Origin of the sequence: Pseudomonas sp. LPB4.O, assembly GCF_038383825.1 — a bacterium.
Classification (GTDB): Bacteria; Pseudomonadota; Gammaproteobacteria; order Pseudomonadales; family Pseudomonadaceae; genus Aquipseudomonas; species Aquipseudomonas putida.
Genome location: NZ_CP151298.1, coordinates 3,265,345 through 3,285,307, shown reverse-complemented (window position 1 = coordinate 3,285,307; position 19,963 = coordinate 3,265,345). Strand labels below are relative to the sequence as shown.

At 63.6% G+C, this 19,963-nt stretch carries 16 protein-coding genes and 1 riboswitch; of the genes, 1 reads left to right on the top strand and 15 read right to left on the bottom strand.

What is annotated here, in order from left to right:
* The first annotated feature begins 58 nt into the window (after nucleotides 1–58).
* Entirely contained in the window at nucleotides 59–1,378 is a 1,320-nt protein-coding gene (locus tag MRBLPB4O_RS14735) for a PAS domain-containing methyl-accepting chemotaxis protein (RefSeq protein WP_341795676.1), read from the top strand.
* Here MRBLPB4O_RS14735 and MRBLPB4O_RS14730 read toward each other — a convergent pair.
* From MRBLPB4O_RS14730 to MRBLPB4O_RS14660, 15 genes are all read right to left on the bottom strand, one after another.
* Nucleotides 1,353–4,622, bottom strand: a complete 3,270-nt coding sequence (locus MRBLPB4O_RS14730) for a transporter substrate-binding domain-containing protein (protein ID WP_341795675.1) — start codon at nucleotides 4,620–4,622, stop codon at nucleotides 1,353–1,355. The two genes, MRBLPB4O_RS14735 and MRBLPB4O_RS14730, sit on opposite strands and share 26 nt — an antisense overlap.
* Before the next feature lie 13 nt (nucleotides 4,623–4,635).
* On the bottom strand, nucleotides 4,636–5,250 hold the full coding sequence (locus MRBLPB4O_RS14725) for a response regulator transcription factor (protein WP_016499887.1): 615 nt from the start codon (nucleotides 5,248–5,250) through the stop codon (nucleotides 4,636–4,638).
* Between the two features lie 222 nt (nucleotides 5,251–5,472).
* The gene (locus tag MRBLPB4O_RS14720) at nucleotides 5,473–5,715 is read right to left on the bottom strand and encodes a DUF1272 domain-containing protein (RefSeq protein WP_341795674.1); all 243 of its coding nucleotides are present in this window, start codon (nucleotides 5,713–5,715) and stop codon (nucleotides 5,473–5,475) included.
* Between the two features lie 66 nt (nucleotides 5,716–5,781).
* A complete protein-coding gene (gene cobM / locus MRBLPB4O_RS14715; protein ID WP_341795673.1) occupies nucleotides 5,782–6,534 on the bottom strand; it encodes a precorrin-4 C(11)-methyltransferase in 753 nt (250 codons plus the stop codon).
* A gap of 33 nt (nucleotides 6,535–6,567) precedes the next feature.
* On the bottom strand, nucleotides 6,568–6,957 hold the full coding sequence (locus tag MRBLPB4O_RS14710) for a cobalamin biosynthesis protein (protein ID WP_341795672.1): 390 nt from the start codon (nucleotides 6,955–6,957) through the stop codon (nucleotides 6,568–6,570).
* Nucleotides 6,957–7,643 carry a CbtA family protein gene (locus MRBLPB4O_RS14705; RefSeq protein ID WP_341795671.1) on the bottom strand — a complete coding sequence of 229 codons (687 nt, stop codon included), beginning with the start codon at nucleotides 7,641–7,643 and terminating at the stop codon, nucleotides 6,957–6,959. The genes MRBLPB4O_RS14710 and MRBLPB4O_RS14705 overlap by 1 nt, the downstream gene beginning before the upstream one ends.
* A gap of 9 nt (nucleotides 7,644–7,652) precedes the next feature.
* Nucleotides 7,653–7,841, bottom strand: a complete 189-nt coding sequence (locus tag MRBLPB4O_RS14700; protein ID WP_016499882.1) for a CbtB domain-containing protein — start codon at nucleotides 7,839–7,841, stop codon at nucleotides 7,653–7,655.
* A 93-nt stretch (nucleotides 7,842–7,934) separates the two neighbouring features.
* A riboswitch (cobalamin riboswitch) is annotated at nucleotides 7,935–8,159 on the bottom strand.
* Between the two features lie 167 nt (nucleotides 8,160–8,326).
* On the bottom strand, nucleotides 8,327–10,801 hold the full coding sequence (locus MRBLPB4O_RS14695; RefSeq protein ID WP_341795670.1) for a TonB-dependent receptor: 2,475 nt from the start codon (nucleotides 10,799–10,801) through the stop codon (nucleotides 8,327–8,329).
* Between the two features lie 147 nt (nucleotides 10,802–10,948).
* Nucleotides 10,949–12,049 (bottom strand): LLM class flavin-dependent oxidoreductase, encoded by a 1,101-nt coding sequence (locus MRBLPB4O_RS14690; protein WP_341795669.1) that lies wholly within the window; start codon nucleotides 12,047–12,049, stop codon nucleotides 10,949–10,951.
* Between the two features lie 27 nt (nucleotides 12,050–12,076).
* Entirely contained in the window at nucleotides 12,077–13,411 is a 1,335-nt protein-coding gene (locus MRBLPB4O_RS14685; protein WP_341795668.1) for an LLM class flavin-dependent oxidoreductase, read from the bottom strand.
* A gap of 332 nt (nucleotides 13,412–13,743) precedes the next feature.
* A complete protein-coding gene (locus MRBLPB4O_RS14680) occupies nucleotides 13,744–14,676 on the bottom strand; it encodes an RHS repeat-associated core domain-containing protein (protein ID WP_341795667.1) in 933 nt (310 codons plus the stop codon).
* 88 nt (nucleotides 14,677–14,764) lie between these two features.
* Nucleotides 14,765–16,387, bottom strand: a complete 1,623-nt coding sequence (locus tag MRBLPB4O_RS14675) for an ABC transporter ATP-binding protein (RefSeq protein ID WP_341795666.1) — start codon at nucleotides 16,385–16,387, stop codon at nucleotides 14,765–14,767.
* On the bottom strand, nucleotides 16,384–17,274 hold the full coding sequence (locus MRBLPB4O_RS14670; RefSeq protein ID WP_341795665.1) for an ABC transporter permease: 891 nt from the start codon (nucleotides 17,272–17,274) through the stop codon (nucleotides 16,384–16,386). Before MRBLPB4O_RS14670 ends, MRBLPB4O_RS14675 begins: the two co-directional genes overlap by 4 nt.
* 2 nt (nucleotides 17,275–17,276) lie before the next feature.
* A complete protein-coding gene (locus tag MRBLPB4O_RS14665; protein ID WP_341795664.1) occupies nucleotides 17,277–18,227 on the bottom strand; it encodes an ABC transporter permease in 951 nt (316 codons plus the stop codon).
* Nucleotides 18,224–19,852 carry an ABC transporter substrate-binding protein gene (locus MRBLPB4O_RS14660; protein ID WP_341795663.1) on the bottom strand — a complete coding sequence of 543 codons (1,629 nt, stop codon included), beginning with the start codon at nucleotides 19,850–19,852 and terminating at the stop codon, nucleotides 18,224–18,226. The genes MRBLPB4O_RS14665 and MRBLPB4O_RS14660 overlap by 4 nt, the downstream gene beginning before the upstream one ends.
* Nucleotides 19,853–19,963 lie beyond the last annotated feature (111 nt).

Genomic DNA, 19,963 nt, shown 5'->3' with positions numbered 1-19,963 from the left:
TGCACGGCGCCAACGGCGATCTATGCTCAGGACACCGCGCATAAAGGAGCCCGGCGTCATGTTCGATTTCCATCGCAAATCCGATTTGGTTGAGATCCAGCGCACTCGCCAGGCCTTGAGCGGCACGCAAGCCAAATTGGCGGCGATCAGCCGTTCGATGGCGATGATCGAGTTCGCCCCTGATGGCACCATCCTCGATGCCAACGAGCGTTTTTGCCAGGCCATGGGCTACAGCGCAGACGAACTGCGGGGCAAACACCATCGGCTATTCTGCGAACCGGGCTATGCGCAAACTGCCGAGTACCAGCAGCTGTGGCGTGAACTGGGCCAGGGCAAGGCCATCAGCGGTACGTTCGAACGCCTCGACAAGGCCGGCCGCGAGGTTTGGCTGGAGGCCAGCTACATGCCGGTGCTGGACGAACAGCGCCAGGTAACCAGCGTGATCAAGGTGGCAGCCGACATCAGTCAACGGGTAGTGCAGGAGCACGAGAGCGAGAGCCTGCTCAAGGCCATCGGTCGCTCCATGGCAGTGATCGAGTTCACCCCGCAAGGTCGTGTGATCAAGGCCAACCAGAACTTCCTCGACACCATGGGCTATCGCCTGGACGAGGTAGTTGGCCGCCATCACGGGTTGTTTTGCCTGCCGCAGGAGCGCGAATCGGCCGAGTACCGTGAGTTCTGGGCATCGCTCAACCGCGGCGAGTACCATTCGCACCGCTTCGAACGCATCAACAAGCAGGGCCAGATGGTCTATCTGGAGGCCTCGTACAACCCGATATTCGACAGCAAGGGCCGCTTGTACAAAGTGGTGAAGTTCGCCAGTGACATCACCCGTCAGGTCAGCACCCAGCAAACCGCCGCCGACGCCGCCCATGCCAGTTCCATGCAGACCGATGCCTGTGCGCGCAAGGGCACCGAGGTGGTGCAGCAGACGGTGCAGGTGATCGAGCAGATTTCCCATGAGCTGAACGAGGCTGCACGCAGCATCGATGCCGTGAGCAAGCAGTCAGATGTGATCGGCCAGATCGTGCTGACCATACGGGGCATTGCCGACCAGACCAACCTGCTGGCCCTTAACGCGGCCATCGAGGCGGCCCGCGCCGGGGATCACGGGCGCGGTTTTGCCGTGGTGGCCGACGAGGTGCGCAACCTGGCGGCGCGGACCAGCAAGGCCACCCTGGAAATCGTCGATGTCGTGCGGCAGAACCACGACCTGTCACTGCTGGCCGTGGCCAGCATGCAGTCGAGTTTGACCCGCACCGGTCATGGGGTTGCACTGGCCAATGAGGCCGGTACGGTGATCATGGAAATCCAGCAGGGTTCGCGGCACGTGGTGGATGCCATCAGCCAGATCAGCTCGACGCTTCAACTGCATTGAGTGCGTCGCTCAGCTCGTTCAGCAGGGCTTGCAGGCTGATTTGCAGTTGTTTACGTTGATCAACCGTTGGCAGGCCCCGCGCATGAGCGTTTTCGATGGCCTCGCAATCCTTGACCACGCCGCGCACCCTTATCATCTTCGCGCCGCCCTTGATGCGGTGAGCCAGGGTGCGGACGGCCTCATCGGAGGCCTCGGGTGCCAACGCGCGCAAAGAGGCGAGATCTTCGCCGACACTTATTGAAAGCTGTTCCAGCAGATGCCGCGTCAGTTGCCTGTCGTCCTGGGTCAGGTGGCGCAGTTCAGCCAGGTTGAAGCCGCTACTGCGCAGTGGCGGCTCTTGGGCGCTGCGGGCTTGGGGCAGGTGAGCCTTGAGGGTGCGCAGGCCGATCGGTTTGAACAGGCATTCGTTCATGCCGCTGGCCAGGCATCGGTCACGCTCTTCGGCCTGGGCATTGGCAGTCACGCCGAGGATCTGGCACGCCGGCAGGCCGCGTTCGGCTTCAAGGCTGCGAATGCGGCGGGTGAGTTCGTGGCCGTCCATCACCGGCATGCTGCAGTCGGTGATCACCAGGTCGAAACGCGCTGCCTGCCAGCGCTCCAGCGCGACCTGGCCATTTTCTGCCAGGGTCACGTGATGGCCCAGGGTGTGCAGTTGTCGCTCCAGCAGCAGCAGGTTGGCAGGGTAGTCGTCGATCACCAGGATATTCAGCGGGCCACTGCTGCTTTCGGCTGCCGGGCTGTGCTGCTGAACAGGTTGCGGTGCCGGGCAGGCTGGTAGTTGCAGGCTGACTTGCACCTTTGTCCCAACACCTTCGACGCTTTGCAGGCTCAAGTTACCGCCCATGAGTTCGGCAAAGGTGCGGCTGATCACCAGCCCCAAGCCTGCCCCTTGGCGTGCCCGCGGTCCCTCAGCCTGCACGAAGGTGTTGAACAGCCTGGCCTGATCAACGGTGCTGATGCCGATGCCGGTGTCACGCACAGACAGGTCGATTGACTGGCTACTGTCCCCACCAGTTGGAGGTATCAGCAAACTGGCCTGTACCTCGCCGCGGTCGGTGAACTTGATGGCGTTGCTGATCAGGTTGGACAGGATCTGCTTGAGCCGCAGCGGGTCTGCCAGCACCCAGACCGGCTCTGCAGGAAGTGCTGCGTGCAGATACAAGCCTTTGGCCCGAGCGTTGCCTTCGAACACCCGTACTGTAGCGCGTACCAGCTCGACCAGGTTTGTGGGTACCGGTTGCAGGGTAATGTGCCCAGATTCGATGCGGGAAATGTCGAGAATATCGCCAATCAGCTCAAGCAGGCCGATGGCCGAGTCATGGGCAGTCTGAAGGGTCTGGGCGTCGCAACGACCCTTGCGGCTGTCTTCCAGGGCCAGCTCCAGCAGGCCGATCACGGCATTCATCGGGGTACGGATTTCATGGCTCATGGTGGCCAGGAAGGTGCTTTTGGTCTGGCTGGCCTGTTCGGCGTCGTCCTTGGCCTGGCGCAGCTGTTCGAGCAGGCCGCGGCTCAAGGCCAGCTGCGCCTGCAGCGCGTGCTGGGCCTCGGTGCGCTGGTTGATCAGCTTGCGCAGGTAGCTGTTCCAGAACACCACGCCCGCCAGCAGCAGGGCCGACAGAACCAGTACCTGCAAGGCCAGGGTGCGGTAGTCGCGCCAGGGGCTGTCGCTGACCAAGGTGCTGGTGCGCCAGCGGTTGGCCAGCTGGTCGAGCTCTTCGGGTGGAATGCTCAGCAGTGCCTTGTCGAGGATGGCCTGTAGCTGCGGCTGGTCGGCAGCCACGGCGAAAGCGGCAATGGCCGGGTCGTCGTCCAGCACGCTGGCGATGCGCAAGCGGCCCTTGAAGACATGGCTGATGTAGTAGGCGGCATTGATATGGCTGCTAAGGGCAACGTCGGCAGCCCCACCGGCCACGGCCTCCATGAGACCGAGCGGGTTGTCCACTTCCACCAGCCGGGCCTGCGGGTAGCGTTGTTGCAGCAGCGCCCGCTGCGGCGAGCCGCGTACCACGGCGATGCGCTGGCCATCCAGCGCCTTGGCCTGTACCGGGAAAGTACTGTCGCTACGGGCAACCAGAACGCGTGGGCTGACCAGGTAGGGACGGGTATAGCGCAGTTGTTTCGCGCGATCCGCACCATAGCCCAAGGCGCCAATCATTTGTGCATCGCCACGGGCCAGGCGCTCGACCATCGCCTGCGCCGAATCGCTTTCGACCGCGCTGAAGTGCAGCCCTGTGCGCAGCGAAATCTGTTTCAGCAGGTCAAGGGTGATGCCGGTTGGGCGGTGTTCGGCGTCGTTGAACGTCAGTGGCGCCAACGAGGTGTTGACCAAAACATTGATGTTGGGGTGGGCCGCGATCCAGGCTTCCTCTTCCTTGCTCAAGGCGGTGATGTGGCGCTGCAGCAGCAGGCTGGTGTGGCCACTGCTCCAGCGGCGCAGGATATTCAGCCGCTCGCTGTCTTTGATGCGGGATAGCGCCATGTCGACCAACCGACGCAAGCGAGGGTTGTCGCTGGCCAGGGCAAAGGCAAATGCCCCAGCAGGGACCGGGCAGAAGTGGTCGATTCTCAGCGCGCCCTGGTAACTCTTGCCAATCGTGAAATCGGTACTGATGGCATCGCCCAGGTAGGCGTCGGCCTCGCCCAGATCGACAGCGGCCAGCCCGGCCAGGGTCGAGCGGTACAGGCTTAACTGCGCCTTGGGGTACAGATTGCGTACGGTGCTGGCCGGCAGGTAGTGATCGACCATCGCCAGGCGCAGGCCGGCGAGGTCGGGTGTGTTCTTCAGGCTGGTTCCTTCGCGGGTGACGATGACGGGCATGTCGTCGGCATACGGGGTACTCAGGTCAAGCTGGGCATCTGCCGCCTCGAAGGCATTGGAGCTGCCCAGCAGGTCGATACTGCCCTCACGTAACGCAGCGATGGCCTCGTGGCGGTTGTCGAACCGCCGTACTTCGACGTTTATGCCCAGCTGCTCGGCGATGATGCCGGCGTAGTCTGCGCTAATGCCTTCGTAGTCCTGCTGGCTGGCGTTGAGTTCGAAGGGCGGATAGTCGGGTCGCGAACTGCCCAGCACCAGGTATTGGCGTTGCTGCAGCCAATCCCGGTCTTCCCTGGACAGTTGCAACGGGGCAGCGGCGCTGACCGAGCGCGCCAGCAGTTGGCGAGGTTCGCTGTCGGCCAGCAGCGCGGCGGGGCCGGACAGGCCGATGGCCAGGAGCATGCACGCCAGCAGGCGCTTCATGGCGGCCGAGCGCTCAGTAGACGCTGTTGCGTTTGGCCAGGTCGACCATTTCAACCAGCGATTCGGTCTTGAGCTTTTCCATGATACGGCCCCGGTAGGTGCTGATGGTCTTGGCACTCAGGTTCATGCAGGTGCCGATATTTTTGTTGTTTTCGCCGCGCGCAAGGCGCCGCAGCACTTCCATTTCACGGTTCGACAGGCTGGCCAGGCGTACCGGTTCGCTCTCCAGCGAGTTGCTGTTGACCGACATTTGCGGGAAGGTCGAATAGCCCTTGACCAGGGCCTTGAGGGCAAACAGCAGAGCTTCGTGGTCTTCTTCCTTGGTGACGAAAGCGCCGATGCCGGCATCCAGGCAGCGCCGCACGTACAGATCGGTGGCCTGGCCGGTCAGCACCATGATCTTGGGCACTGGCTCCAGGCACTGCAGGCGTTTGATCACTTCCATGCCGTCCAGGCCGGGCAGGCCGATGTCGAGCACTACCACGTCCGGGCGCAGGTCGCGGGCTACCTGCGCCACTTCGCTGCCGTTACCCACCTCACCAACGACATGAAAACGTTCACGCTCCAGTAGTAGGCGCAAAGACAGTCGGACAATGGGGTGGTCGTCGACGATCAGCACGGTTGTCATGTGGAAAACTCCTGTCAAGATGTGGTCCGCTTCCTGGAACACTCAGGAATACGTCTGCAAGGTGGTTAATCGGAAGCGCTGCAAGATACGACCAATCCCGAGGTTTGGTAATGCCGAGTATAGAAGTGTTGATAATCCGTGAGCTTGTTGTTGAAAAATCCTACAAGTCATGGGAAAGGCATCACCCTATCAAAGCGGCAATGCCTGGTTTGAGGTGTGGAGTCAGGCGCAAGCAGCGTGTGCTTTGTTCACGCGTTGGGTGGCAGCGGGGTTATTGACCAGCGCCTGGCCGACCCGCGTCGGGCGGGCCACCAGCTGGCCGGCACAGTTGGGGCAGCGGCCCTTGAAGCGGATATCAGCGCAGGCGCGGCAGAAGGTGCATTCGAAGGAGCAGATCAGCACATCGGGGCTGTCGCCCGGCAGGTCGGTATCGCAGCACTCGCAGTTGGGGCGTAATTCCAGCATGGGTGTGACTCCTGTTCGCAGGCGGGAACCCGGAGTCTGCTACGCCCGTGGCAATGCTGGCAATGCTCAGTCGCCAGGGCGGTACAGGTGCGCGTGCCCGGCACGGTACAAGGCCGACTCGGCGAATGGCGTATCCCCGAGCACGTGGCCTACCAGGATCAGCGCCGTGCGGCGAAAGTCCTTGGCTGCCACCCGTTCGACGATATCGCCAAGGGTGCCGCGCACCCAGTCCTGGTCTGGCCATGTGGCACGATGTACCACCGCCACCGGGCAGTGCGCGCCATAGTGCGGTAGCAGTTCTTCGACGATTCGCGACAGGTGCTTGACCCCCAGGTGAATCGCCAGGGTGCTGCCATGGTGCGCCAGGTCGCTCAGTTGTTCGCCGGGTGGCATTGGCGAACTGTCGCCATAGCGGGTGAGGATCACCGTCTGCGCGACCTGTGGCAGGGTCAGCTCGCAGCCAAGCAGAGCAGCGCTGGCCGCCGTGGCCGTGACGCCGGGTATGATCTGGTAATCGATGCCCAGCGCCTGCAGGTGGCGGATCTGCTCACCGATGGCGCCGTACAGGCTGGGGTCGCCGCTGTGCACCCGGGCCACGTCCTGGCCTTGTTCGTGCGCGCTGCGCATGGCGGCGATGATCTGCTCCAGGTGCAACTCGGCGCTGTTGATCACGGTCTCGGCCTGGTGGCCTTCGAGCACGGCAGCGGGTACCAGCGAGCCGGCATAGATGATCACCGGGCACTGGCGAATCAGCCGTTGGCCCTTGACCGTGATCAGTTCCGGGTCGCCGGGGCCGGCACCGATGAAGTACACCGTCATGGAAAGTCCTTGCAGGAAAGAGAAGCGAAATGGTCAACAGGCCAGGGCGAGGGTCGCCGGGCCCAGTACCTGGCGGGTCAGCAGCAACCGGGCTGTGCTCCCGGGCTGCTGGCTGGCCAGGGCCAGCGCCGTGCTTTCGGCCACCCCCCAGCAGCCGCTGTGGGCATGGGCCGTGGCAGAGCGGTGGCTGAGCAGCGGCTCGAAGGCCTGCAGTTGCGCGCTATGGTACAGCACCAACGGCAAGCCAAGGCGTTCGGCCAGTTGCTGCAAGCCGGTTTCGTCGGCCTTGAGGCTGATACTGGCAATGCCGTGTAGGTCGGCAAGCGCAAGGCCCTGGCTAGCCAGGGCGTGGAGCAGCAGGGTATGCAGGGTATCCGCCGGGCAGCCCCGGCGGCAGCCGAAGCCGGCGTAGAACGCCGGCATCAGGCCTTACTGGAGCGGCGGAACAGCCACGCACTGAGCAGGCCCAAGGCTAGCCAGAAGGCAGCGTTGGTCAGCCAGGAGGCCATCTTGAACTGTGTTTCCAGTGCTTCGGGGGCCAGGCTTTCATGTACTTCAGGCTGTGGAGCGCCGATCACATGGGGGATTACCAGCAGCACGGCGCCCAGCGCCTTCAGCAGCCAGTGGCGGGCGAACACCAGCAAGGCCAGGCCAACGGCGGTGGCGCTGGCTGTGCCAATCCACCAGGCCTGGCGTTGTCCCAGGTCGGCGGCGGCAGTGCCGGGTAGCTCCGGTGGCAGCCCCAACGTCGGGGCCAGGCAGAACACGGCAAAACCGGCCAGGCCCCACAGCGCACCGGTGCCGGCACGCTGCGGTTCGCGCAGGCTGTACAGGGCGGCGAGAATAAGGGCGAAGCCGACTGCGACCACCAGGTTGCCCCCGGTGGTGGACAGCACCCGCTGCCAACCGTCTTCCGGCGACCAGGCTTCGGCGCTGTGCTCATGGGCAGCCACTTCGCCACCATGTTCGTGCTGTGCGGCCGGGGCCGAGGATTCGTAGGTTTCCGCCTCAAGAATCAGGGGGGCGACCCAGAAGCTTTGCAGCAGGGTCAGCAGCAGGGCCGCAAGCAGCCCGCTGAAGCCCGCGGTACGGGCAATGCGCGTGATCATCAGGCGTACTCAGTGGCAGGGGAAGGCGGCGCTGTGGCGGGTGTCGTGGGCGGCGTTGTGCACGGCCTCGATGTGCGAGAAACCGGCGAAGTACACCAGGCACAGGCCCAGCAGGCTGGCGCCGACGGCGATGACGACGCGCTGGCTGAGGGTGACGGGTGTGGCAAGGCTGTGTTGTTTGGTGCTGGTGACGGGCATGACGCGTTCCTCTGCTTTTTGTGGGCAACGGGCAAGCGCGGCATCCCCGATGCGTGGCCGCCCAGGGGAATGCAACAGCGCCCGCCCACCGCGGGGTGTTCATGAACGTCAGGCCGGTCTCCGGGCTTGCGAGGAGGAGCAGGGCTCCTGGAAAGCGTCACCTTCCCATGCCGGACTAGAAGGCACAGTGGTACAGACACTTCACTCGCTTACCGTTGCGGGGGCAGCACCGGCCTTGTCCGGCCCTGCTGGAGGGCCTGCGACGCACCGGTTTCCCGTTTCACCCCCTGTGGGGGCACCTGAACGTGAGGCACAAGGAGAGCATGGGGGCGGGGTTTGCGTCAATTGCCAAGTACCGAAGGTGCAGCGCACACCTGTGGGAGCGGGTTTACCCGCGAACACCGGCTTTGCCGGTGCCATGCACCGGGTTGGATTCTTCGCGGGTGAACCCGCTCCCACAGGCCAGGAGCAAATGTGCAGATGCTTCAGAAGTCATAGGCCAGTTTGGTGTACCAATAGCCGCCACCTGGGTGGAACGGCGGGTTGCCGTACGCCGCCTGGTTGCCGTTGGCGTTGTACACGCCGTTCTTGTCGGGCCGCACATTGAAGATGTTGGTGCCACCCACACTGACGGTCAGGCTGTCGAACAGCAGGTAGGACAGGTCCAGGTCGGTGATCCACTTGGCGCCGAAGGTGCGGTCCTGGGCCTGGTTCTGCTGCCAGGTTTCGACCTTGCCGTAGCGGGTGGTCTGCAAGGTGCCGGTGAAGTTGCCCAGCAACCACTGGCTGCCCAGCACCCATTTGGTTCTCGGCGAGGCTGCCACCAGGTCGCCTTCGCGGCCATGGCCGACCACGTCGATACCGGCAGCGGCCAGCGCTGCGGGCGTACCGCGGGTGCCGCGTACGGTGGTCTTGTTCCAGTTGAAGCCCAAGGTCCAGCGTACATCGCCCCAGGCACCGAACTCGCTGGTGTGGTCACCCACCAGGTCGAGGCCGCGGGTGCGGGTGTCGAAGGCGTTGGTGTAGTAGTTGATCCAGGTAGTGCGTGCCAGGCCCAGCGATTCGAGGATGTCGCCAATGGCACCGGCACCGTTCTGCCGGTCGTAGAGGTTTTCGGTGAGCAGGATGCGGTCGTCAATGTCGATCAGGTAGGTGTCCAGGGTAACGCTGGTGCGGCGCGCCGGTTGCCAGGTCAGGCCAAGGCCGGCGTTGCGCGATTTCTCCGGGTCGAGCTTGCCGCCGCCGAATGCCAGCGCGGCGGCACTGCCGGGCGCCACGGTGCGGCGCAAGGCCGGCACCACATTGCCGTCGGCGTCCAGCGCGGTGCGGTTGTCGCTGACGGTGTAGCCGCTCTGGGTCAGCGACGGTGCGCGGAAACCGCTGCCCAGGGTGCCGCGTACCGCCACGGTTTCGCTCAGTTCATAGCGTGAATTGAGCTTGAAGCTGGCGGTGTTGCCCGAGTCGTCGTCGTAGTGCTCGACGCGCGCGGCGGCGCCAAGGTACCAGCGCGGGCTCAAGTCCAGGCCGAGGTCGATGTAGGCGGCATAGTTGTTGCGCTTCACATCGGCCTCGTCTTCCGGGCGAATGGTCAGCGCAGCCTGGGCGCCCACTGCGGTCTGGCCGTTGGCCAGCGCATAGAGCGGGTTGGGGCGCCCGTCCGCCAGGGTAACCGGGTAGGTGTAGGGCCCGACGCTGTAGGCGATGGGGTCGCCGGCAAAGGTCCGGAAGCGCTCCCAGCGGTGCTCAAGGCCCGCCGAGACGCGGGTCGGTACCGCCAGGCCGAACAGGCCATCGAAGGCGCGGGTGATGTCCAGGTTGTTCACCCACTGGTCGAACTGCAAGGTCGCCAGGTCATCGAACGAGGTTGGCGAGGCCGGGCCATAGGTGGGGTTGATGGTCAGGTCGCTGGCCTGCTGGTTCTTGTTGCGCCCATAGGTGGTGGACAGGTCCCAGTCCCAGGCCCCGGCGGCGCCTCGGGCGCCGAGCAGCCACTGGTAGTCGGTGTCCTTGATGTTGTTGAGCGGGAAATACCCGTCGGGGAACAACTCCGGGATCGAGGCGTTGCTGTTGGGCAGGCGGTAGTTGTTGAAAGCCTCCAGCTTGCGCTCGGCATAAGTGGCGAACGAATACAGCTTCAAATCGTCGCTGATGGGCAGCTCGGCGTTGTAACCGAGGTTGAAGGCGCGCAGGTCAGGGTCGCCGTTCTTCACCGCCCGGTGGTCCCAGGCGGCCTGGCGGTCGTCTTCGAAGTAGGCGCGGTAATCGGGGGCGGCCTTGTCGATCCAGTTGGCGGTGCCGCGCTTGCGTGCCTCGCCCGACAGGTGCAGGAAACCGCCGTCACCCAGGCTGAAGCCTTGGTCGCCAGCCAGCTTGATGGTTTCGCCCTGGCCACTGTACAGCTGGCCGTAGCTGCTTTCGTAATGGCCGCCGCTGCTGGCGCTCTTGAGGATGATGTTGATCACCCCGGCCACCGCATCCGAGCCGTATTGGGCGGCGGCGCTGTCTTTCAGGACTTCGATGTGTGACACCGCGCTGACCGGGATCATGTCGATATCAACGGCGTTGGCACCGCTGTTGTCGGTCGAGCCGCTGGCCGGCACGGCGCTGTTGTGGCGGCGTTTGCCATTGACCAGCACCAGGGTGTAGGCCGGGCCCAAGCTGCGGTTGCTCAGCGGCCGCACGCCAGACTGAAAGCCGGCGATGTTGGTGCCGAAGTTGAACGAGGGCAGCAGTTTGGAAATCGCCTCGGACAGCTCGGCGCGGCCGGTGCGCAACAGCTGTTCGCTGCTGATCACGTCGATGGGTGCCGGGCTGTCGGCCACGGTGCGCTGGTTGCCTCGCAGGCCGGTGGAGATCACCGTGACGGTCTCCAGGCGTTGTTCTTCGGTAGTTGAAGCAGCATCGGCTAACGGGGTGAGCAGGCAGGCCAGGGGCAGGGCGAAAAGCGGTGTTCTAGACATCATGTCCTCGGAGTACGGTGGAGCACGCAGGCGAATAGGCGCCAGGCCCTGACAGGGCTGGCGTAGGGTGTTTGGGAAGTGTTTGCCTGCACCGGCCTCTTTGCGGCGGTTCGACGCCTCGACGAGGCCGGTACAGCGAGTAGGGATCTAGGCCGTGCGAGCGCTGCGCCCAGCCTCACGCTGTTCAACCAGCGCACGAATCCGCGGGATCAGGTCCTGCCCGTATTCCACCGCATCGCGCAGCTGGTCAAAGCCGCGGAACAGGAAGGTGGTCACCCCCAGTTCGTAGTAGGCCAATGCGGCCTCGGCCACCTGGTCTGCAGTGCCTACCAGCGAGGTGGAGTTACCTGCACCGCCACCCAGCGCCGCAATCTCGGTCCACAGCCGGGTGTCATGCACTTTGCGCTGGCTGGCCAGTTGCACCAGGCGTTCGGAGCCGGTGTTGCTCTTGCCGAAGTTTTTCTCGCGGCGGTTGCCCTGACGGATGCCGATGCGTTCCTGGGCATCGGCGAGAATACGCTCGGCGCGGGCCCAGGCTTCGGCCTCGGTGCCGCCCAGGATCGGTCGCAACGACAAGCTGAAGCGGATGTGCTTCTCGCGCCCGTAGCGGGCGGCAGCCTTGCGCACCTTGGCGATGCGCTCGCGTACCTGCTCCAGCGGTTCGCCCCACATCATGTAGACGTCGGCGTGCTTGGCGGCCACCTCGACTGCGGCGTCTGACGCGCCAGAGAAGTAGATTGGCAGATGCTGTACCGGTTTGACCAAGGTCAGGTTGTCTTCAACGCGGTAGTGAGTGCCCTGGTGGTCGAACGGCTCCTGGCGGGTCCAGGTGTTGCGCAGTACCTGCAGGTACTCATCGGTGCGGGCATAACGGGCATCCTTTTCGAGGAAGTCGCCATCGCGCTGCAGGTCGCCGCTGTCGCCGCCGGTGATGACGTTGATCGAGGCCCGCCCCCGGCTCAGCTGGTCAAGGGTGGCGAACTGGCGGGCAGCGAAAGTTGGCGCCTGGAAGCCCGGGCGGTGGGCGACCAGCAGGCCGATACGCTCGGTAAGCGCTGCCACGTAACTGGCCAGGATCATCGAGTCCGGTGCACTGGTGTTGACTGCTAACAATGCCTTGTCGAAGCCGCCATATTCCTGGGCCTGGGAGAAGGCCTTGATGAACTCCAGATCAACCAGCGGGCCGCGTGGCGCCTGGGATTCGCTGCTTTCCTGCGGGCCGATGAGGCCGATGAATTCGAGGCTCATGAAACAAAACTCCTTGTCTGGGTGGGCTCAGGCAACCGCTGCCTGGCTGCGGCGCAGGGTGTTGCGGTTTTCTGGCACGCTGAGGCCGAAATTGCCGCGCAGGGTTTTACCGGTGTACTCACTGCGCACCAGGCCACGGGCTTGCAGCAGCGGCACCACGTGTTCGGTGAAGTACTGCAGGCCATCCGGTAGCAACGAGTTGATGATGAAACCGTCGGCAGCGTCGTTTTCGAACCAGTGCTGCAAGGCATCGGCAACCTGCTCCGGGGTGCCGACGAAGTCTCTGCGTGGGCGCGAGAAGCGCAGTGCCAGTTCGCGCAGGCTCAGGCCTTCATCACGGGCCAGTTGCTTGAGCTGGTCCGAGGTGCCCTTGTGGCTGTCGTTGCCCAAGGTGCCGAGGTCGGGGAAGGGCGCGTCCAGGTCATGCTGGCTGAAGTCGTAGTCGTTGAAGGGGCGACCCAGGGCTACCAGGGCATCCTCAATGCTCACCAGGTTGACGGCCTGCTGGTAGCGCTGTTCAACCTCCTCGGCGTTGCGGCCGACGATGGGGCGGATGCCGGGCAGGATGAACAGTGCGTCCGGGGCGCGGCCATGGCGCGCGGCACGCTGCTTGAGGTCCTGGTAATAGGCGTGGGCATCGTCGAACGATTCGGGGCTGACAAAGATGGCGTCGGCGTTTTGCGCCGCGAAGTTGCGGCCGTCTTCCGACACGCCAGCCTGGAAAATCAGCGGCTGGCCCTGGGGTGAGCGCTGGATGTTCAGCGGGCCCTTGACCTTGAAGTACTCGCCCTGGTGGCCGAGGGTGTGCAGTTTGGCCGGGTCGAAGAACTGCCCGCTTTGCTTATCGCGGGTAAAGGCGTCGTCTTCCCACGAGTCCCACAGCCCCTTGACCACATCCACGTGCTCACGGGCAATCCGGTAACGCACGGCATGTGGCGGGTGTTCAGCCTTGCCGAAGTTGTCAGCGGTGCCGGAAAGCCAGGAGGTCACCACGTTCCAGCCTGCGCGCCCGCCGCTGATCAGGTCCAGCGAAGCGAATTGGCGTGCTACCTGGAACGGCTCGGTGTAGCTGACCGTGACCGTGGCTACCAGGCCGATGTGCTCTGTCACCGCCGCCAGCGCCGAAAGGATGGTCAGCGGCTCGAAACGGTTGAGGTAGTGCGGGCTGGAGCGGGCGTGAATGTGCAGGCTGTCGGCGATGAAGGCGAAGTCGAACTTTGCCGCCTCGGCCAGCTTTGCCTGCTGTTTGTAAAAGCCGAAATTGACACTGGCATCGGCCAGCGCATCAGGGTGGCGCCATTCGCCCCAGCCGTGGCCGACGCCATGGATCATGGCGCCCAGGCGGATTTGTCGTTTGCTCATCGGAATACCTGTGGGTTGTGCTGCAAATGGAATGGGGACAGCCATGCGTCACCTGGCCCATAGGCGAAGATGAAGCAGGGTTGTGGGTAAGAGAGGTGCATGCGCGCAAGGCTCCTGGCGGGGTCGAAGTGGACGGCCTCCGCCAGGAATGGGGTCGGTCTGGAGTGACCTTAGCGGGTGTGGGGTGGGGTTGTGAAAGGCTTTGTGGTTCTATGCTAATATTATTTAATGGTATTAAAATCCATGTGATGATGCATAATATGCATTTTAGGTTGCGTCAAATGCTATGGAATAAACCCGTTCATTGGGGGCGTTCTTAATGCTCTCTTCAATCATGCGCTTCGAAATTTTTTAGCGTCTTGTGGTGTGAAATCTACGAATGAGTAAGCCCATGGGCGTTGTGGTGTTGTCTGCGCCATGCCTTCATAAGGTTCGGATAAAAGCCCGAAACTGAAGGTGCCAGGTTCTACGCCGTTTACCATCGCTCCGTCGCTGATGCCGGGAATAGCGCTCACCTTGACATTGTTCTGATTTGAGAATTTTTGCCCAAACGATTCGCCGTAGCCTCCTAGGCAAGTGGCAAAAATGACTTTCCTGTATTTCTGAGGATTTATATTTTTGCTCGTTAGCCATGTGGCGAATTTAAATGGGCCCATGGCGACGTCGTCTATTAGTATTTTATTCTCTCTGCCATGAGTGTATATCAATAGCTTGGGCTTTTTAAAAAGACCAGGTTTGGATTCATAGACCCCATAATTTTTATCGAATGCATGAATTTTTCTTAAACCGTATTGGAACCGACGCATCTTGGTTCCATGGAGTATCGGAGCCGACGGCGCGTGACCGTCTAGATCGAGCAGATTAACCGGGTCGTTGCGAACATAGGTGTACGCATTGATGCCCCCTTTAGCAAAAGGACTGAGGTTGTCAGGGCTCGAAAAACGCATACATTTTGTTGAAAGCCAACGGTATCCTGCGCCCAAACCGTACATGCCTGTCACAGCGTCGCAGTGCTCGCCGTTAAAGCCTACAGGCAGTTCCCCGGTCGCTTGGTTGAAGCCAAAAGGGGTGTAAGACAGTGAGTGCAGGACGTGGCCGCGAGCCTCCGTGACGGAGGATTGCATTTTGTCTGAGGCAATTATACTAATAGAGGGTTGTGATATGTATTGAATGGCGAGCGTCTGTCGGTTTTGATTGAATATTCGAGTAGTTCTGGAAGGTTGAACCAAGGCAGTGGGTTTGCCAGACTGATAAAATATAAACATGAATAGAACCTCCTGATTTCAATCTAGCTTGATGGGATGCCCACAGCCTTGCAACTGGCAAAAATATCAGGCTGTGGGGCGCTAGAACTCAAGCCGCAGCAGAGGCTGGGCGCCCAGGAATGGCAGCAATCAACTCCCGCGTATACTCGCTCGCCGGCCGCTCGAAAACCTGCTCGACCGCCCCGTGTTCCACCACTTGACCCTTGCGCAATACCAGCACCTGGTCGGCCATGCTCGCCACTACCGCCAGGTCATGCGATACCAGCACATAAGCCATGCCCAACTCTCGTTGCAGCTCATCCAGCAGTGCCAGAATCTGTGCCTGTACCGATACATCCAGCGCACTCACCGGCTCGTCGAGCAGCAACAGTTCTGGCTGTAGCGCCAGCGCCCGGGCAATCGCCACGCGCTGGCGCTGGCCGCCGGACAGTTCGCGGGGTAGGCGGTCAAGGTAATACAGAGGCAGGTGCACGCGTTCGATCAGTTGGCGGGCGCGTTGCTCCAGTGCCGCTCCTTTGAGCAGGCCAAACGACACCAGCGGTTCGACGATGCTGTCGAACACCGTGAAACGCGGGTCGAGGGCGGCGAAGGGGTTTTGCTGCACCAGTTGCATGCGTCGGCGCAAGGGGCGGAACTGGCGCCAGCCGTGGCCCGTGACATCCTGCTGGTCGAACAGCACGTGGCCTTGGCTGGGCGTTTCCAGGCCCAGGGCAATGCGCAGGGCGGTGCTCTTGCCCGAACCGGATTCACCGACGATGGCCAGCGTTTGCCCCGGGTGAACCTGCAAGTCCAGGCCTTGCAACGCGACAAAGCGGTTGTCCTGGCCTTTTACCTTGGGCAATTCGAACGTTTTGCCAACACCCTGCAGGCTGAGGATCGGCTTTGAGCCCGGCGCCAGTTGGCGGGGCTGGCGACGAGCGCTGAATGCCGGTGCGGCATTGAGCAGGGCACGGGTGTACGGGTGGTGCGGTGCCTGCACGATCTGCGCGGGTGGGCCTTGCTCCACCAGTTCGCCCTGCTTCATCACCAGCAGGCGGTCGGCGCGGTCGGTGGCCATGCCCAGGTCGTGGGTGATGATCAGCAACGAGATGCCACGCTCGGCCACCAGCCGCTGCAAGTGATCGAGGATCTTGCGTTGCACGGTCACGTCCAGCGCGCTGGTGGGTTCGTCGGCGATGATCAGGCGTGGGTTGCCGGCCAGGGCGATGGCAATCAGCACCCGCTGGCGCATGCCGCCAGACAGCTCGTGCGGGTACTGGCGGGCGCGCACGGCCGGGTTGTCGAGGCCAACCTGGGCAAGTAACTCCAGCACATCGGCATCGACGCTGCGCGAGCGGCCGCCTTGGGCCAGCACTAGCGCCTCGCCGATCTGCTGGCCAATGCGCAGGGTGGGGTTGAGGCTGACCATCGGGTCTTGTGGCACCAGGCCGACGGTACGCCCACGCAGCTGGCGTTTCTGCCGTTCGCTGGCGCGCACTACATCCAGCCCGTCGACCCACAGCTGGCCACTGTCGATGCGCGCCGTGCCCGGTAGCAGGCCGAGCAGGGCGTTGGCCAAGGTCGACTTCCCCGAGCCTGACTCGCCGACAATGGCCACGGTCTCGCCCTGGGCCAGGCTGAAGGCAAGGTGCTTGACGGCCTGCGTAGCCTGGCCGGAGGCGTGATAGCTGATGCTGAGGTCGCGTACCACAAGCAATGGCTGGTCGTTCATCGTGGGTGCTCCTCGAAGGTGCGGGCAAGGTGGTTGAGGCTGAACACCACGGCGACCACGAACAGGCCGGGCAGCAGCGACACCCAGGGTGCGGTAATCAGGAAATGCCGGCCGTTGGCAATCAGGGTGCCCCATTCGGCTGCTGGTGGTGCTGCGCCAAAACCGAGGAAACTCAGGCCGGCCGTGGCCAGGATGGCGGCGCCGAAGTCCAGCGTGGCCAGCACGGCCACCGGCCCCCAGGCATTGGGCAGCACATGCCGCAGCAAGGTGCGGCGCCAGCTGGCGCCACCCAGGCGTGCGGCCTCGACATAGGGCAGGGTCTTGACCCGCAGCACTTCGCCGCGGGTGGTGCGGGCAAAGCCGGGGATGATGCCGACGCCGACGGCGATTGCCACCGGCACCGTGCCAAAACCGATGGCGGTGACAATGGCCAGGGCCAGCAGCAGGCCGGGCAGGGCCAGCAGCACATCGACCAGGCGCATGAGGGCGGCATCCAGGCGCCCGCCGGCAAACCCGGCGAGTACGCCCAGGCTCAACCCGCCGGCCAGGGCAATGCCAACCGCCAGCAATGCGGCCTGCACCGACAGGCTGGCGCCATAAACCACGCGGGTATACAGGTCGCGGCCCAGCTCGTCGGTGCCGAACCAGTGGGCGGCGCCAGGGGCCCGCAGCTTGTCGGCAGGCGACGTGGAGTAAGGGTCGAAGCTGGTCAGCCAGTGCGGCGCCAGTGCCGCCAGCAGGGCGAACAGCACCACCAGCAGCGCCAGGCTGAAGCCCGGGCGGGCCAGCAAAGGGACGAGTGCCTGGCCCAGGCGCTGCAGGCGTGTGCGGCGCTTCCAGGTGGCTGGCGGGGCGGCGGCACGCAGGGGGTGAGTATCGGCGGTCATGGTCAGGTCACCTTCGTGGCGTGGGCGATGCGGGGGTCAAGGTACGGGTACAGCAGGTCGACGATCAGGTTCACCAACACGAAGGCCGCCGCTGACACTGCGACAATCGCCAGCACCACCGGGATGTCTTGGCGCAGTACGGCTTCCTGGGCCAGGCGGCCAACGCCATTGCGCGAGAAAATGGTCTCGACCAGCACTGCCCCGGACACCGTGTTACCCACCTGCAACCCGACCAGGGTAAGGATTGGCAGGGCCGCATTGCGCAGGCCGTGCCGCGCTTGAACCTGCGCACGGCTCAGACCCTTGGCGAATGCGGTGGCGATGTACGGCTCCTGCCATACGCTTTGGAAGCCGCGCTGCAATACTTGGGCGTACACCGCAGCACTGGGGATGGCCAGGGTCACGGCCGGCAGCACCAGGCTGGCAAAGCCCTGGTTGCCGGTGGCCGGGAACCAGCCCAGGCCGAAGGCGAACACCTGGATCAGCAGCAGCCCCATCCAGAACACCGGTACGGAAAAGCCCAATGACGGCAAGCGTGACAGCGCCACTTTCAGCGGTTGCCATTGCAGGTAGGCGGTGAGGTAGGCCAGGCCGATGCCGCCAAGCAACGACAGCGTGATGGCGAAGCCGGCCAGGGCCATGGTTTGCGGCAGGCGCTCGGCCAGCAGCGCGGTCACTGGCCGGTTCAGTGACAACGACTGGCCCAAGTCGCCGTGCAGGGCCCGCCATAACAGGTCGATGTACTGCTCGAAAATGCCCTTGTCCAGCCCGTAGTAGGCACGGGCCTTGGCCAGGTCCTCGGGCGACAGGCCATCGGCTTCCATGCCCGATGCACTGAGCATGATCGCCAAGGTGTCCCCGGGCAGCAGATAGAGGATGAAGTAGGTGATGGTGTAGGCGCCCCACAACACCAGCAGCGCCTGGCCGATGCGGCCGATCAGGTAGTGGTTCATGGCTGCGCGACCTGGATGTCACTGAGGAAGGCAAAGCCTTCGGCGGTCCAGCGGAAGTCCTTGACCCGAGGTGCGGTGGCGGCTTGCCACACGCGTTCGTACAGCGGGAACGCCGAGGCTTCGTCAACCAGCAGGTCTTGCAGCTGGCCATAGGCCTGGGCGCGTTGTTCGTCGCGGGTGGCGGTAATGCCGCTGTCGAACAAGGTTTGCGCCTGCGCCAGGGTGTGTGGCTCGTAAGTGTTTGTGGCCAAGGTGGCACTGCTGGCGGCGCGCGGGTCGAGGATGGTCTGCAGGATGATCGGGTCGGCGCGCGTCATGTAGGTGGAGGTGAGGTCGTAGTTGCCCGAGGCATTGCCGGCCACCCATTCGGCCCGGGTCAGCACGTTCAGCTTGAGGTCGATGCCAACTTTGCGCAGTTGGTCTTGCACCAGTACATCGCCGGCGCTTTCGGCGGGGGAGATGTTGTAGCGCAGGGTCAGGCGTTTGCCGTCCTTGTGCCGGTAGCCGTCAGCGCCCTTGCTCCAGCCGGCGGCGTCCAGCAGGCGCTCGGCGCCCTGCGGGTCGTAGGCCAGCTTGTCGGCCTGGGGCTTGAAGTACGGCGTGGTCACGTCATACACCCCGGTCACCACCGGGAACTCGGCGTTGTATACGGTGTGGGCGTAGCTGGTGCGGTCAATGGCCTTCTGCAGGGCCAGGCGCACCTGGCGGTCGCCCAGCAGGCGGTCGTTGCGAGTGTTGGGGTAAAGGTTGAGCGCCGGGCCTGGCAGCGAGCGGCTCTGGATGGTCGCGCCTTTTGCCTGGAACAGCTTCAGGTCAACTTCGGAGAACGGGTTGCGTGGCCAGAGGATGTCGGCCTTGCCTTGCAGGAACAGGCCGTTGCGCACGCTTTCTTCGGGGATGTAGCTGATTTCCACGCGGTCCAGGTGGGCGGCGCCGGGGTTTTTGACGTTGGCGGAGGCCCAGGCATAATCCGCTCGCTTGACCAGGCGTGCGCCTACTTCCGGGGTGTAGTGTTCGAGGATGAACGGGCCGGTGCCGATGATCTTGCCCAGCGAACGCTCCTGGGCAGTGAGCGCGTAGGAGGCCGGAGCGAGGATGGCCAGGTTGGTGGTGGACGTGGCCTGCAGGAAGCCGGCGTTGGGCCGTGAAAGCACCAGGCGGACGGTGAACGGATCGACCACTTCGGCATGGTCAAAACCGGCCAGGTAGGTGGCGCCGAACGTGGCAGGCAGTTGTGCCGCGAAAGCCTTGTTGCTGTCGAAGGCGTTTTTCACGGCTTGGGCGTCGAAGCGCTCGCCATTGCTGAAGGTGACGTCCTGGCGCAGGTGGAAGGTGTACTGCAGGGCGTCGTCGCTGACCTCCCAGCTGCTGGCCAGCCAGGGGATGATGCGGCCTGTGGCCGGGTCCTGGTCGGTGAGTGATTCGGCAACGTTGCGCAGCAGTACGCGGTGCTCCAGCCAGTAGACCTGGAACGGGTCGACGCTGACCAGCGTGGTGTTGTCGCCCCAGAAGGCGATGTTCAGGGTTTTGCTGGTGGCATCTTCGCCGGAGGGGGAGCAGGCGGCGAGCGTGAAGGCCAGGGTGGCGCAGGCCAGCAGGCTTCTGGCCAGGTGAAGTGGAGGCATTGGGCGTTCCTTCGATGGGATATGAGGTGTTTGTCCGGGCCCTGTCGCCAGCAAGCCAGCTCGCACAGGACCACCACAGGCCTGAATCCGATGGAAATCCTGTGGGAGCTG

What these genes read in the sequence shown, in the direction of transcription:
- MRBLPB4O_RS14735 (WP_341795676.1), top strand. Translation starts at nt 59, where the DNA reads ATGTTCGATTTCCATCGCAAATCCGATTTGGTTGAGATCCAGCGCACT.
- MRBLPB4O_RS14730 (WP_341795675.1), bottom strand. Translation starts at nt 4,622, where the DNA reads ATGAAGCGCCTGCTGGCGTGCATGCTCCTGGCCATCGGCCTGTCCGGC.
- MRBLPB4O_RS14725 (WP_016499887.1), bottom strand. Translation starts at nt 5,250, where the DNA reads ATGACAACCGTGCTGATCGTCGACGACCACCCCATTGTCCGACTGTCT.
- MRBLPB4O_RS14720 (WP_341795674.1), bottom strand. Translation starts at nt 5,715, where the DNA reads ATGCTGGAATTACGCCCCAACTGCGAGTGCTGCGATACCGACCTGCCG.
- cobM (WP_341795673.1), bottom strand. Translation starts at nt 6,534, where the DNA reads ATGACGGTGTACTTCATCGGTGCCGGCCCCGGCGACCCGGAACTGATC.
- MRBLPB4O_RS14710 (WP_341795672.1), bottom strand. Translation starts at nt 6,957, where the DNA reads ATGCCGGCGTTCTACGCCGGCTTCGGCTGCCGCCGGGGCTGCCCGGCG.
- MRBLPB4O_RS14705 (WP_341795671.1), bottom strand. Translation starts at nt 7,643, where the DNA reads ATGATCACGCGCATTGCCCGTACCGCGGGCTTCAGCGGGCTGCTTGCG.
- MRBLPB4O_RS14700 (WP_016499882.1), bottom strand. Translation starts at nt 7,841, where the DNA reads ATGCCCGTCACCAGCACCAAACAACACAGCCTTGCCACACCCGTCACC.
- MRBLPB4O_RS14695 (WP_341795670.1), bottom strand. Translation starts at nt 10,801, where the DNA reads ATGTCTAGAACACCGCTTTTCGCCCTGCCCCTGGCCTGCCTGCTCACC.
- MRBLPB4O_RS14690 (WP_341795669.1), bottom strand. Translation starts at nt 12,049, where the DNA reads ATGAGCCTCGAATTCATCGGCCTCATCGGCCCGCAGGAAAGCAGCGAA.
- MRBLPB4O_RS14685 (WP_341795668.1), bottom strand. Translation starts at nt 13,411, where the DNA reads ATGAGCAAACGACAAATCCGCCTGGGCGCCATGATCCATGGCGTCGGC.
- MRBLPB4O_RS14680 (WP_341795667.1), bottom strand. Translation starts at nt 14,676, where the DNA reads ATGTTTATATTTTATCAGTCTGGCAAACCCACTGCCTTGGTTCAACCT.
- MRBLPB4O_RS14675 (WP_341795666.1), bottom strand. Translation starts at nt 16,387, where the DNA reads ATGAACGACCAGCCATTGCTTGTGGTACGCGACCTCAGCATCAGCTAT.
- MRBLPB4O_RS14670 (WP_341795665.1), bottom strand. Translation starts at nt 17,274, where the DNA reads ATGACCGCCGATACTCACCCCCTGCGTGCCGCCGCCCCGCCAGCCACC.
- MRBLPB4O_RS14665 (WP_341795664.1), bottom strand. Translation starts at nt 18,227, where the DNA reads ATGAACCACTACCTGATCGGCCGCATCGGCCAGGCGCTGCTGGTGTTG.
- MRBLPB4O_RS14660 (WP_341795663.1), bottom strand. Translation starts at nt 19,852, where the DNA reads ATGCCTCCACTTCACCTGGCCAGAAGCCTGCTGGCCTGCGCCACCCTG.